Here is a 13,221-nt window from a genome sequence, read left to right on the forward strand (position 1 = left end):
TCATTGTTAACCTCCTGACTACATATTATCATTCTTGCTTACTACTGCTTATAAACTTAATGAAGTTTTATAATACCTCAAGCCCCTTTTTTCTCAACGCCGAGGAGGTGGTGCTATGTAAAAGGTCGATCGACCTCACAGCCTGACTCAAAATTGTATCAAATGTCAACACCATGATTTAGCTGTGCTTGTTAGTTGTCGTTCGATGAGGGCTCACGACTTGGTAAGTCATCGGGAATTTTGGTTACATCTAATCCTAAAAGCTCAAACATAGTTTTTAGAGAAACCTGGTACAGGTTAGCCAGTGCAGCTACGTTTTCAACAGTTGGCATGGACTTTCCTGATTCCCAGTCAGCTTGCATCCGCTCAGAAACGCCGATATGTTGTTTGACTTGAGGGCGGGTTAGCCCAGCTTGTTCTCTGAGAAGCCTTAATGGAGACTTGTCCTTTTCTTGCGAATTTTCTGCCACAACACATGAAGATTGTTTCACGAGTTCTAGCTTCTTGAACTCCCCCGAAAGATGAAGTACACTTAATGCTTGTAGGTCATCGGGAATTTTGGCTACGTCTAATCCCATACATCTAGCAAGTGTTTTTAGAGGTACGCCTAGCTCGCGCGCCAGAGCAATTACGCGATCGAAGCGAGGAATGGATTCTCCTCGTTCCCAATCGCCAATAATGCGAATTCCTACCCCCATTCGACGACTAAGTTCAGGTTGGGTCAAATTTGCACTTTCTCTAAGGTTTTTCAAGGTTATGGTTTCTTGATCTTTAGCTTCCATCAATTGTAGCAGTTAATTGCTAGCAAAATAGTGCTTGACAAAAATGGAATCTGGCACTATTCTGCTAGTAGATAGGCAAAACAAAGGCAACCGGGCGAGCCTCCAAGGTCAAAATGCAGGTTTGAAGAACTGCCTTATTTGTAGCGTCTATCAATTGTGCCTGCATACCCAATCGTATTTTCGGGGCAAGGGCGCATACCTCAAGCCCCTTTTTTCTCAACGCCGAGGAGGTGATGCCATGTAAAAGGTCGATCGACCTCACAGGACAGCCCAACTCAAAATTGTATCAGCAGTAATAATTTTTTAACTGTTGGTTTAATTTAATTGCTAATTCGGCCCAAAGCTCTCTGGAAGTTCATCTATTTTTTCTATTTTTAGTTCTCGGCAAATAGCTTTCAACTGAAAGAGAGAAAATTTTGGTTCTGTGGCTCCAGATATCCATCTATGATACGTGGCCCGGGGAATCCCGCATCTAAAAGCAAACTCATCTTGTGATAAGTCTGTTTTGTTGATTCTTAGGGCTTCCAATGGTGAATTGCCCTCCTGTCTTCGTTCTTTTCTTGATGACATTGTAACATAAATCTCAAATTGAGATGTCATACTTGACAAATTTAAATCGACATCTCATAATGAGACACAAGTGACAGAACAAAAGCTGGTCGGTCAGGCCGAACAGCCAAAACCTGCAGTTTTGAATAACCGTCTTGAGGTGATGCCATGTAAAAGGTCGATCGACCTCACAAGACAGTCCAACTCAAAATTGTATCAAAGATCCAGGCCAAAACTTCTCCTTTGCGATCGCACAACTTCCGTGCTATCGTGCCCTTTCTCGAACCATTCCAGATCATGTCCACATCAATTGACAACTTCTACCTAGGCGATGTCGCCTCCAACTTTCACTTTGCAGGCCCGCTGCTAGACTTTGAAGAAGAAATCCAGAATCAATCTCCCTTTCACGATTTAGATTACCTCACAGGCGAAATTAAAAGGGGATTCCTAGACTACGTGCGTCAAGGAATCATGCTGGACGCCATCCGAAAGCTGCGATTGTACAAAGACAAGTTCAAAACTTTTAAAAGTTACTGCGAACAAGCATTAGGTCGGCAGTATTTTTACTGCACACAAATTATCAAAGCTGCGAGTATTTGCCTGCGCTTAATTAAAGCAGGATTTGAGATTTTGCCTAGCTGCGTTGCTCAAGTTGTCCCTTTGTTCAAACACGCAATCACCGACCAATATGGCGACAGTCCTTTACAGGAAAAGTGGCAAGAAGTTGTCGATGTCATACCCAAAGAAAGGATTACGGCAGTAACTATTGCTGAAACCGTTGACAACAATCCCAACCTGCGGCTCAAACAAATTCGGATTAAAACCGACACCTACGCCATTTTAACGAAAAAAGCAGCCGCAGCCGGACTGTCAATTTCGGAATTTTTGGCCAGGTTGGTTGACGAATACAATCCCAGAAATTCAGACCAGCCAGCGGAACATACTCCCGAACAAGAGGAGATTTTAGACCAATTAGACGCGGAGTTTAAGAAGCCGACCACGGAACCGACTTCAACTTCTGCCCCAAGAAAAGTTAAGTCTAAAGGTTTTGGAGTCAAAGTTGAGCCTAAAGGTGGTAAAAGGGAAGTGAAGGCGAAAACTTCGGAAAGGGAAGTTAAGGCGAAAACTTCGGAAGGTGAAGTTAAGTTCAAAAATCGGCAAACTGAAATCAAAGCCGAGAAACAGTCGAATTCATTTAATGAGAAAAATCATGAAGTCATCTGCCCAAAATCCTATCATGCGTCAACTGAAATTAATGGAGGCTCAACTGAACGAAATTCAGTGCCACCTTATTAAAGCCAGTGTGTTGAATTGGTGGCAAATAGTTTTGCCTGACGGTCAGAAAATTGCGATCGAGCACGCGGGCGGCGGACACTGGGTTTTTCGGGCGAACGGGCTTGAGAAATCTCATCCAGAAGTGCGGCTAGCGGTGTTAAGGGCGATCGCCCAAGGCTGTCGCCGATAAGTTACGGGTAAGGACACGGCATCACAGCCGTGTCCCGGAAGGGGCTGGTGGGCGATCGGATTTGAGATGATGTGGGGATGTAGGGGGCGATCGACATCAGTTAGGCTTGGTGTCTGAGTCCAAGATTTAGGCGATAGAGTAATGCTTCTAAATTCGTAAGTGTTCGCTGTTTTATGTTTTAACGCTTCGGTAATCGAGTTATTTCTCTATGGTGGCGGGAGTTGTCGCAGCAATCCCTTTTTTTAGCTGGATTGTAGCAAGTCAGGGCTGTCAGTTGCACTGAGTCAGGGGCTGGGTGCGATCGCGAGGAGTGTAGCAACAGTTTCAGGCTGCGATCGTACTCATGCGCGTCCAATTTATGGTATGGTTAGTTAATAGCCATCGAACGAAGACGAGGATTTGATGGGAGAAGCTATCCGCCGAAAAAAGCTTGACCATAATTACGGTAACATCCTTAATATGGGATGTTTTATCCCTGCTTCTACTTCCAGCGATACTCATGCTGTCTCCGCGAGGAATTGCACGAAATGGAAGCGTAGAACGCCGACTTATGTCGGCTCATGCAAGCATTATTGACGCATGGAAAATCCTTGGTTATTGCCAAGATATTTTATCTAAGCTTAAGTATTTTAATCTGAAAAGCTTTGATTGCGTGACCAAAACCCCTAAAAATTATGGGCTTTTGCTTAGTGGAGAGCTGCTTATAGCAAAGGTTAAGGCGAATTAAGCACTGGTTCGATCGCGTTCAATTTATTGGCGGAGGAAATCATGACAGAAATCAGGAAAAATCCCGGAACGATCGCTTATTTCGATGTTTACAACGTACACAAACAAGAACCCAACGTTTGGAGTCGCGGGGAATGGAAAGGACAAACTGTGCAGGTTCGGGTTGTGATGCGAGAGAAACCCGCTGCTGGCAAACAAGCTGCACGACAGGAATTAGCGATCGATATGCGCTACCCCGACAGCACAAAAAATATCGGTTTTTTCCCCTTGGGCTGGGTAGCAGAAAAGGATAGAGGAAAAGTGGCTATCGGCGAAACTCGAACAATGCGAATCTATTCTCATCCGGGTGGAATGCTGTTTAATGAAGCCGGGAACACAACAACAAAAAGAGCCTGCCTCTTTAATGAGTCGATGACTCAGGATCAGATTGATTTCCTTTTAGGAAGAATGCCGGCGGGACTTTACGGTCCTGAAGATTTCGGATTGCCACCAAATTAAGTTTTGGTGAATAATTTAATCATTTTAAAAGCGCCGTAGAGTTGTACCCAAAACTCGGATTATTGGATTGGCGCTTCCAGAGTCTCTAATCCAGCTATTCCGCTAAGGACACGGCGCGGTGCCGTCTTCCGAAAGATGCTGGTGGGCGGGCACTACTACCACGTCTTGTGAAATAGTCAAACCAAAAGCTTTATGCACTTTGTCTAAAGTCAAATCACTGTAAGCCATTTGATTTTTTCCCTTATTTTACAGAATGGCTGACCTTGACTTATTCTGTCACCGTTCCTGTGGAACTGAGCCAAAGATCAGCGGAAAACAGAACTCTTAGTGAGCTCGAAAACCTATAACCCTTGATTTATAAATGATTTAAATTCATGGACACAACTGGACTCGAACCAGTGACCCCTACGATGTCAACGTAGTGCTCTAACCAACTGAGCTATGCGTCCTCACGAATTCCTAATGTAGCAGAACATTCGATCGCCTGTCAAGCATAAATATGAAATTTTTTAAGCAGGCACTCTTGACATCGCCCCTAATGCCCAATCCCCCGCCAAATCTTCACAGTTCGATCGCCCGCACCGCTAGCCAAACTCCCCCCATCAGCACTAAACGCCACCGACAAAACCTCCTCCCCGTGGCCCGTCAGAATTTCCAGCAAACCCCCCGTACCCGCATCCCACAAATAAATCGTCCCATCCCGACTCCCCGTCGCCAAAACCCGACCATCGGGACTCAACGCCACACACAAAACATCCCCAGAATTGTCCCTCATACTCCGCAACAGCGTCCCTCGCCCCTGTGCATCCACCCGCCACAGCTTCGCAGTACCGTCCCGACTCCCCGTCCCCAAAATCAATCCTTCTCCTACTCCCCCCCTTACCAAGGGGGGGCTGGGGGGGGTCTGACCGGCAGGGGACACAGAGGAAGTCAATCCCTCTCCTACTCCCCCCCTTACCAAGGGGGGGCTGGGGGGGGTCGCAAAAACGATCGCCCGCACCCAATCCCCGTGCTCCGCCAGAGTACAAATCGATCGACCCTTTTGCCAATCCCACAACTGCACAGTCTTGTCCCGGCTGCCGCTAGCCAAAAACTCCCCGCCAGAACTAAAAGCCACCGCCTCCACCCCGCCAGCGTGACCAGTCAAAGCCGACATCCGCCTTCCCTTATTCAAATTCCACAACTGCACAGTTTTGTCCCGACTGCCGCTAGCCAAAACCTGACCATCCCGACTAAACGCCACAGCAGAAACCCTGTCAGAATGACCAGCCAAAGCGTACCACCACTTACCCTTATTCAAATCCCAAATATGAATCATTTTGTCCCGGCCGCCACTAGCCAAAGTCGCGCCATCAGGACTAAACGCCACACAAGTCACCCAGTCAGAATGACCCGTGAGAGTGTACCACCGCCTACCAGTCTCCAACTTCCACATCTCAATCGTCTTGTCCTCACTGCCGCTAGCTAAAGTCGCGCCATCAGGACTGAAAGCTACCGACGTAACAGCACTAGAATGCCCTACCAGAGTATGAACACACCTCCAAGTAGGCGCGCGTGCGGGCACAACCCGCTGCATCGGCGGCACAGGTAAAATGGTGCCTGCAACCGTTGGCGGCACTGCATTCTGCACCACAGCCGTCCTCTGCGGCACGGAAATTTTAGGCGCTGGTAGGGGCGATGCCCCCGTGCCCGCCCCCGCCGACTGCGGAGGCTGCAAATCTTTCAATACCTCAGCTACAGATTTGTAGCGCCGACTGAGACTCGATTCGATCATTTTGTCGAGGATGCGACTTAATTTCGGATCAATTGGAACCTTCAAAAAGTCTCGCCAAACCCAAGCATCTTGATTGATATCGAACAAATCAAAAGGAGATATTTGAGTCAGCAAATAAATGCAAGTTACTCCCAAACTGTACAAATCGCTGGCATAAACCGCTTGACCTCTAATTTGTTCCGGCGCCACGAATTCGGGAGAACCGATGACTGTACCGGTTTCTCTCAAACCCTCCACAAGTTTTGCAGCGCCAAAATCAACTAAAACTAATTCCCCAGTTAATGTTGGGTAAGTATAAATGATGGAAGTTTGAGAAAGGCGGCGGCGGATAATATTGGGGGGTTTAATATCTCGGTGAATTACACTGCGATCGTGCACGAACTGCAATACTGGCAATAAATCCTTCAGCAGACTGAGAATTTTACTTTCGCTGAAAGGCCCAGTCCGCGCCAACTCTTCCTGTAAATTCTGACCTTCTATAAATTCCTGTACCAAATACTGATAGCGTTCCTGCTGAAAGTGCGCCAGCAGTTCGGGAATTTGCGGGTGTTTCCCCAATTCGTCCAGCCGCACCGCTTCTCGGTTGAATAATTCTGCTGCTTTCTCGCTGCTGCTGGTACCTTGAGATAGAGGGAAAAACTGTTTAATTGCACAACGGGGCTTTGAGGGTTTGTCTTGGTCTATTGCTAAAAAAGTGCGACCAAAACCGCCGCGCCCCAGGGGTTTGATGGCGCGGTAACGCTCTCTCAGCAACAGTTTGGAGCCGCAATTCAGGCAGAATTGGGTACGATCGGCATTTTGCGGGTTTTGACAGGCGGGGTTTAGGCAATAACTCATAACTAAACCGAGAAGGAATCAGCAGCACATCTCTATGATACTGACGCCCAAGCGCGATCGACTCTCGCGTTACAATTAAAAACCAAAGGACTTTAGTCCTCAGAATTTAAGATGTGGCTTTTACTTTCAGAGCATACTCTTTAAACCTTTCCAAGTCAGCCTGAATTGTCGATTCAACCACGCGGCCCAGAAATAGGTTATCCATCAATTTTCCCAGCCAGCCGGGAATTCCGTAAGCCACTGTCAGCTTGACGATACTGCTGTCTTTGCGATCGTAAAATCTTACGGCACCTCGATTTGGTAAGCCGTCTACCGATTCCCACTGAATTATCTGATTCGGCACTAATTTGAGAATCCGAGAAAGCCAGCTAAATTCTAACCCGCCAGTTGCGAGTTTCCAGCGAGACAACTCTGGATCTTCTTCGAGAACATGAACAGATTCTATCCACTTCATCCAGCGCGGCATTTGCTCTAAATCTGACCAGAGTTGCCACGCTAATTCGATGGGAATTGCCACTTCTACTTGGACACTGTGTTCTAACCAATCAGTCATGGGATTTTAGATTTTAGATTTTAGATTTTAGATTGAAGAATTGTTTCTTTTTTTCTTGTTACCAGGCTCTGCCTGGTAACGCAGATCCAGAGGCTCCGCCTCACTTTTCCTCTCGAATACTGGAGGCAGAGCCTCCTGATCGCCCTTCCCAGGCTCTGCCTGGGAACGAGAGAAAACGATAGAAGACTAAGGACTAATGACTGTAAGCTTCGAGAATTGCCTTAGCGGCTTGATGGCCTGAAAGTGTCGCTCCTTCCATACTATCAATGTAGTCTTGCTGAGTGTAACTTCCTGCTAGAAAGAAATTGGCGATCGGTGTTTTTTGAGCAGGGCGGAAAACATCCATTCCCGGTGCTTCCCGATACAAAGATTGAGCGAGCTTCACTACACTGTACCAAGTCATGTTTAATTCCCGCGCTGAGGGAAATAAATCCTGAACTTGCTTAAGTACGTGTTGGGCGATCGCCTCATTGCTTTGTTTAATAAACGGATCTCCCGGAGTCAACACCAACTGCAACAGAGAACCTTGTCCTTCCTTATAATAATCCTTGGGACTTGTTAGCGCCAAATCAGCAAAACAGGAAAAATCTGCATCTGCTGAATATAGCAAATTATCGATGCCGACAGCGTGGCTCAACTGTTTGCGCTTGGCTTCGTCTTCCAATTCCGTTACCCAACCGTCGAACCGCAATTGCACTGTAGCAACCGGCACAGCATCTAATTTATAAATGTTGTCAAATTCTGACCATTTGCGCCAAGCTGGGGGCAATATTTTCTGAATTCCTGGTACGTCTAATGCAAAAAGATAAGCATCAGCGGTAATAGTTTCTTCAGTTTCGCCGTTAGCTACTGCCAAGCCTGTGACGCGGGTTTCTGCACCTTCTTCAAACTGAATTTCTCGGACTCTGCGCCGCGTGTAAATTTTTGCTCCTTTCTTTTCCAAATATTCCACAATTGGTTTGTGCAAATATTCGTTGGGAGAACCAGCTAGCATCCGCATGACAGAGGCTTCGGTTTTCGATGCAAAGAATTGAAATATTGTCAACATACACCGGGCTGAAATATTTTCAGTGTCGATAAAACCCAGTGCGTAGGCGATCGGATTCCACATTCTTTTGAGCGAGTTTTGGTTGCCACCTTGACTGCGGAACCAGTCAGCAAAGCTAATTTTATCCAAATCGCGGATAGTTTTCATCGCTCCTTCAAAGTCTATCAGACCTCGGACGATCGGGCTAGTTCCTAGGGCGATCGCATTTTGAATTTTGTCTTGTACGGATAGCTGGGATGTAGTAAAAAATGCCTTCAATCCGTGCAAAGGAGCACCCACGGGAAAGCGAAAATCCAAAGAACCAGTTTCGCCGCCTCGATTGATAAAAGTGTGGACGTGTTCTTTGAGGAGCAAATCGTCAAAAGCTCCCACTTTTTTCATCAGGGCAAATAAGTTATAATAGCAGCCGAAGAAGACGTGCAAACCCATTTCAACGTGATTGCCGTCGGGATCTACCCAACTGCCAACTTTGCCGCCGACAAAGGGGCGGGATTCAAAAATTTCTACTTCGTGGCCGGCTTCCACTAAATCGACTGCTGTGGTCATTCCAGCCAGTCCCGCACCTGCGATCGCAACCCGCATTTTACCTATCCTTTACAGTATTTTTACAAATTGTAACAAAATTTAGAATATTAGAAATATTATTAAAGTTCGTAAATGCCGATCGACACTTGTACAGCCCTCTGAATTCTGGCTAGGACATCGGCACTAAGTTGACCGTAAGCGCCTTGTTCCAGATAAGTCTTTTGGACAGTTATAATTTGCTCGCAGACAGCCAGCGAGTCAGATTCTAACCCTCCTTCACCAGCCGGAATCAAAACCCGAGTCGGAGTTTCGCCTCCTCTCAAATCGCTAGTAAAAGGGACAATCAGTACAGTACGGCTCAATTCATTCCGGCTATCTATGGAAACGACAGCAACAGGACGCTTTTTGGTATCTCCGATCGTTCGCAAAGCTCTAACAAGATAAACTTCGCCTTGTCGCGGATAAGCTTCTGTCATTGTATCAAAGACCTTCCTCTATTAAAATTTCTTCCATTTGTTCCTGAGCAAATGTTGCCCATTCTTCCTCAAACTCAATATCTTCTTGGCTGCGGTTTGGATAAAACTTCCGCAACTTATCTTCTATTTGCTTAGCGTACCAGAGACGGAGAGCTTGTTCGATAGCTTCCGTCCAATCATCAGTAAGCTGGTCTATTTTCTCCGCGAATTCAGCATCAAGGGCGACTAACACTTCTCGCTTTTGAGTAGAATTTGACATAATCATTTTCCTTTATAATTTAAAACCTAGGGTGCGCTGGGGCGCACCTTACAAATTACTTTTACATATTCTTTCTTCCTTCTTCCTTCTTCCTTCTTCCTGCTTCTTTATTCTTTCAAAACATCGGCATTAACTGAAGTGGCCCAATTCCCAACTCTTTAGCAGACACCCAGCGAACCTCAAGCAAAGCGATCATATCCTTAAACTGAGGCTGACCGCGAGAAGCACCCATCAACCCTTTAGCAATAATCAAACCGCACCAACCATTGGTTAATTTACAGCGACGGTCCCATTTCTTGCGAGCTTCCTGATGCACCGGATCGTCTTCATTAAACTCCCCAAACAAATACAGCTCCCCATTTTTAGTTTGCAAAATACCCAAGTCGAATTGCTCATCCTGAAAAGGATTTTCGCCCGGATTAAAACCAATCCCCTTCACACCTCCAGCTTCTTTCAAATCCTGAATCATAGTTTTTGCCTTCGGATGAGAAGTTTGGATCATCACCACCGGCAAACCATCTCCGGCGGTATTAATATCAACTTCTGCACCTTGGTGAAACTGGACACTTTGGCGCAGGAAATCTACCGTTTCCCAAGGTACGGCACCGAGACTCAAAAATGAATTTTGCGGTACTAAATCGTCCCGCAGCAGTGGCTTGTCAAATTCATCATCGTCATCATCGTCATCATCGTCATCACCGAGCATCTGTAATAATTCGTCTGATACATCGGGCATCGTGGAAACTTTAACGGATACCTGTTGAATTTCTCCGTCAGGCTGCGGAACAGGGATGCGGTAGCGGCTGCTAAGAGTGGGAAAAGTGTCTGAGCCCAATTTCCGGCGGCCGTTGCGGAAAAAGCGATGAAATGCTTCGAGAGCAACTAACATCGTGAGGGCTTCTTCTTCGTAAAGGATCGATCGCAATCCTTCTAAAGGATGTAGGTTGCCGAAATTTGGTTCAATTTCCGAGGGAGGCAAATCGGCTAAATCAATTTCGTCCTCGTCGTCCTCATCAATATCTGCTGCACTTTCAAAGGTAACAAACAAACAGTCTTGCCCTAAAAAAGCCTGTTCTAAATCTTCAAAAGATTCATCGTTGACGACTCGTTCTCGAAACCGCTTCAAGGATTCTAGAGAACGGTACAGTAAAACTCCGTAATCCATTCTGCCTTGCCCCAATACGGACACGTAGAGGCTGGCGACATCCCACTGATTGATTTCAATAGATATAATTTGGTGTTCCCTCAAAGTCCGCCACGGAGCGTCTTGCCAAATTTGAGCAGCTTTTTCCATTAAAACTTCAGCATACTGAGGTGGCAACTCAGGAGGTCTGTTGATGGCGACCTCTTCCATGCCGCGAAATATTTCGTCAATTAGGGGCAATTCCGGCACGTAGTCAATGGAAATGCCTAAATCTTGAAGTACGCCCCGCAGATAAAATTGAATTTCTCGGTTTTTGACTACTATTTTTTGGGGGCGGACTGCGGGAGCCGGACTTTGGGGATGTTCCATTGCCCGTAGCAGGGCCCGGACGAGCGCCTCTGGGCCGGCATCTGGGCCTACCATGTCCATAGCCCTCACGACTCCTTCGGAGCCATCGACCCAGAGAATGCACTCGCCACCAGCTTCTAGAACGTCATCGTCATCTAGCATCATGTGTGAGTCAGCATTAGATAAGGGTCGGCGATCGCCCTCCCACACGCTGGGAATTTGAGGTAAGTTTTGTAGCCGACGAAGAGTAGTGCGATTCAGCGCTGCCATAGAGTAAGCCCGTTGGGTGAAGCATTGTTGCGGTGCCGGTAGCCGGTCAACCGCTGCTTATCAATCATAAACCCTATAGGGGGAGAGGACATCGAGCTGGGGAACGAGGCCTCACGGGAATTAAAAATTAGAAGCTAAAAATTCGGCCTTCAGCATCTAACCTTATGCCTTCTGGCGAATGCCTGTACAATGGAGGGATAAGATTACACTCTTAGCATTAGACAATCTCAGGAGTTCGGCAAATTATGACTCAAGCCATTTCTGAAAAGCGCGGCATTCAAATGACAGACTCTGCTGTCCGTCAAGTTTTAGCTCTGAGAGAGAAACAAGGTAAAGACCTCTGCTTGCGGGTAGGGGTGCGCCAGGGCGGCTGCTCTGGTATGTCTTACGTCATGGATTTCGCAGACCCCAGCACTGTGAAATCCGACGATGAAGTGTTCGACTACGATGGTTTTCAGGTAGTTTGCGATCGCAAGAGCATTCTTTATCTCTACGGTTTGGTTCTCGACTTCAGCGATGCTATGATCGGGGGCGGTTTTCAGTTTACTAACCCCAACGCAACTCAAACTTGCGGTTGTGGCAGTTCATTTTCTACATAAATTGGAAAATAGGGCATTGGGGATTGGTAATTACTCATTGCTGAGAATGCCTCGGACTGCCTTGCTGCGTCCCGCACCCAATGCTCTTTCCAATCTAAAATCTCAAATCCAAAATCTAAAATCGAATGACCCCTGAAGAATTGTTTAAAGACGGTTTCGATCGCTACCAAGCTGGCGAAGCCCCGGCTAATCTGATCCCCGTGTTTAAAGAAGTGTGCGAAAAAGCTCCCAAAAATGGCAATGCTTGGGCTAGCCTCGCGTGGCTCTACCTGTTGGAAAATAAACCATCTTCGGCTCAAAAAGCAGCGAAAACAGCCGTTAAATTGAACCCTCATGACCCCCAAGCTCGCATCAACCTAGCAGTAGCGATCCTCGATCTCAAAGAGAAAGGAGTGCGTCCCCACGTAGAAGTGGCTCAGCAACTTCTGATGGCTTCCGAAGAGTTACTCGACGAAGTTAAAAAAAATTTTGAAGAAGGATTAAGTAGAAAACCCGACTGGAAGAGTCTCGCCCGCGTTAAACAGTGGCTTCTGGAGCCGTAACCGCGCAAACAAGTCTATTTGGGTGCGGGGATCGACGAAAGTGGCTTTGCGGTTTATTACGACATCGTAATAAATCAATAAATAACTTTATGGAAAACTCAGAAAGTCAGTGCTAGTATTTGAAGACTTAGACGATTGACAAACCCGCTCAGCGGTTTTCAGATTTTACTACGATAATACTAGGAGTTGTAAAAACATGAGCACTGACAGCCACGTTAACATCAAACCCGCAACCCGCAACCACAAAGGTTTCTTTATTCAGCCAGCTTCTTACAAGTTGATGAGCATCGATAAATCCGGTTGGGCCTTGATTTGCATGGACAAAGCAGTTTGTCACTACGTAGACCCGGATGATTTGCAATTGCCCAATAAATCAGGAATGTCTGAAGGTTAATTCTGAAGTTGTGAGAGACTTTAAGATGCTTTATTTGAGTAGCTGCCCTCCATGGAGGGCAGCATCTTTTTTAGTAAGAAAAAAGTCCTGCAACGCGCAGTGATCTCATGTCCGGTCGATCAACCATAATATCCGGTCGGGGCGGGTTTATTGGATTTGGGATTTGTGTTGAATATCACGGTAAACCCGCCCCTACAACAATCACGATCGATTCACCGGACATGATATGAATCGGGATTTAAGGGATAGGCTGTTACGAATCTAGATTGTATTTTTGGGCGGGCGGGACGCTAGGGCCCCTACTCCCCACAAGACTTTGATTTTTTTTACACAGAACTTAAAGACCGCAACAGCTTAGGAATGAGAATTAAATAACTTCCAAAAGTTTGTGGGATGGGCGTCCCGCCCGTCCAAATAGGACGGGCGGGACGC

15 protein-coding genes and 1 tRNA gene are annotated in these 13,221 nt (G+C 46.6%); 6 read left to right on the forward strand and 10 right to left on the reverse strand.

The genetic code is table 11. The annotated features are described in order from the left end of the window. Positions 1-191: 191 nt before the first annotated feature. Both QUB26_RS29785 and QUB26_RS29790 read right to left on the reverse strand, forming a co-directional pair. Complete coding sequence (locus QUB26_RS29785) at positions 192-782, reverse strand: helix-turn-helix transcriptional regulator (protein ID WP_333237688.1); 591 nt, start codon at positions 780-782, stop codon at positions 192-194. A 327-nt stretch (positions 783-1,109) separates the two neighbouring features. Beyond that, positions 1,110-1,382 (reverse strand): helix-turn-helix transcriptional regulator, encoded by a 273-nt coding sequence (locus QUB26_RS29790; protein ID WP_333038831.1) that lies wholly within the window; start codon positions 1,380-1,382, stop codon positions 1,110-1,112. 246 nt (positions 1,383-1,628) lie between these two features. Between QUB26_RS29790 and QUB26_RS29795 the strand changes: the two genes are divergently transcribed. From QUB26_RS29795 to QUB26_RS29805, 3 genes are all read left to right on the forward strand, one after another. Then, positions 1,629-2,627, forward strand: a complete 999-nt coding sequence (locus QUB26_RS29795; protein WP_333320912.1) for a hypothetical protein — start codon at positions 1,629-1,631, stop codon at positions 2,625-2,627. A 10-nt stretch (positions 2,628-2,637) separates the two neighbouring features. Further along, on the forward strand, positions 2,638-2,796 hold the full coding sequence (locus tag QUB26_RS29800) for a hypothetical protein (protein WP_333291120.1): 159 nt from the start codon (positions 2,638-2,640) through the stop codon (positions 2,794-2,796). Between the two features lie 768 nt (positions 2,797-3,564). After that, positions 3,565-4,020, forward strand: a complete 456-nt coding sequence (locus QUB26_RS29805; RefSeq protein ID WP_333237681.1) for a hypothetical protein — start codon at positions 3,565-3,567, stop codon at positions 4,018-4,020. 102 nt (positions 4,021-4,122) lie between these two features. Here the strand turns inward: QUB26_RS29805 and QUB26_RS29810 are convergent, their stop codons facing one another. From QUB26_RS29810 to QUB26_RS29845, 8 genes are all read right to left on the reverse strand, one after another. After that, entirely contained in the window at positions 4,123-4,248 is a 126-nt protein-coding gene (locus QUB26_RS29810; protein ID WP_333320914.1) for a hypothetical protein, read from the reverse strand. A 147-nt stretch (positions 4,249-4,395) separates the two neighbouring features. After that, a tRNA-Val gene (locus tag QUB26_RS29815) sits at positions 4,396-4,469 on the reverse strand. An 86-nt stretch (positions 4,470-4,555) separates the two neighbouring features. After that, positions 4,556-6,631 (reverse strand): serine/threonine-protein kinase, encoded by a 2,076-nt coding sequence (locus QUB26_RS29820; RefSeq protein WP_333320916.1) that lies wholly within the window; start codon positions 6,629-6,631, stop codon positions 4,556-4,558. A 106-nt stretch (positions 6,632-6,737) separates the two neighbouring features. After that, the gene (locus QUB26_RS29825) at positions 6,738-7,184 is read right to left on the reverse strand and encodes an SRPBCC family protein (RefSeq protein WP_015175311.1); all 447 of its coding nucleotides are present in this window, start codon (positions 7,182-7,184) and stop codon (positions 6,738-6,740) included. Between the two features lie 193 nt (positions 7,185-7,377). Then, entirely contained in the window at positions 7,378-8,814 is a 1,437-nt protein-coding gene (zds, locus tag QUB26_RS29830; RefSeq protein ID WP_333237676.1) for a 9,9'-di-cis-zeta-carotene desaturase, read from the reverse strand. A gap of 62 nt (positions 8,815-8,876) precedes the next feature. Further along, entirely contained in the window at positions 8,877-9,233 is a 357-nt protein-coding gene (locus QUB26_RS29835; protein ID WP_333237674.1) for a type II toxin-antitoxin system PemK/MazF family toxin, read from the reverse strand. 4 nt (positions 9,234-9,237) lie between these two features. Beyond that, complete coding sequence (locus QUB26_RS29840; protein ID WP_333237672.1) at positions 9,238-9,492, reverse strand: hypothetical protein; 255 nt, start codon at positions 9,490-9,492, stop codon at positions 9,238-9,240. A 115-nt stretch (positions 9,493-9,607) separates the two neighbouring features. Next, on the reverse strand, positions 9,608-11,254 hold the full coding sequence (locus QUB26_RS29845; protein WP_333055585.1) for a DUF6930 domain-containing protein: 1,647 nt from the start codon (positions 11,252-11,254) through the stop codon (positions 9,608-9,610). Between the two features lie 245 nt (positions 11,255-11,499). Between QUB26_RS29845 and QUB26_RS29850 the strand changes: the two genes are divergently transcribed. The 3 genes from QUB26_RS29850 (at position 11,500) to QUB26_RS29860 (ending at position 12,789) form a co-directional block, all read left to right on the forward strand. Next, positions 11,500-11,853: a HesB/IscA family protein gene (locus QUB26_RS29850; RefSeq protein ID WP_006632680.1), complete on the forward strand. Its 354-nt coding sequence runs from the start codon at positions 11,500-11,502 to the stop codon at positions 11,851-11,853. A gap of 125 nt (positions 11,854-11,978) precedes the next feature. Further along, positions 11,979-12,395: a tetratricopeptide repeat protein gene (locus tag QUB26_RS29855; RefSeq protein ID WP_333055586.1), complete on the forward strand. Its 417-nt coding sequence runs from the start codon at positions 11,979-11,981 to the stop codon at positions 12,393-12,395. 196 nt (positions 12,396-12,591) lie between these two features. Then, a complete protein-coding gene (locus tag QUB26_RS29860; RefSeq protein ID WP_006632682.1) occupies positions 12,592-12,789 on the forward strand; it encodes a hypothetical protein in 198 nt (65 codons plus the stop codon). The last annotated feature ends 432 nt before the right edge of the window (positions 12,790-13,221 follow it).

It is taken from the genome of Microcoleus sp. B4-C1, from assembly GCF_036705285.1.
Classification (GTDB): domain Bacteria; phylum Cyanobacteriota; class Cyanobacteriia; order Cyanobacteriales; family Microcoleaceae; genus Microcoleus.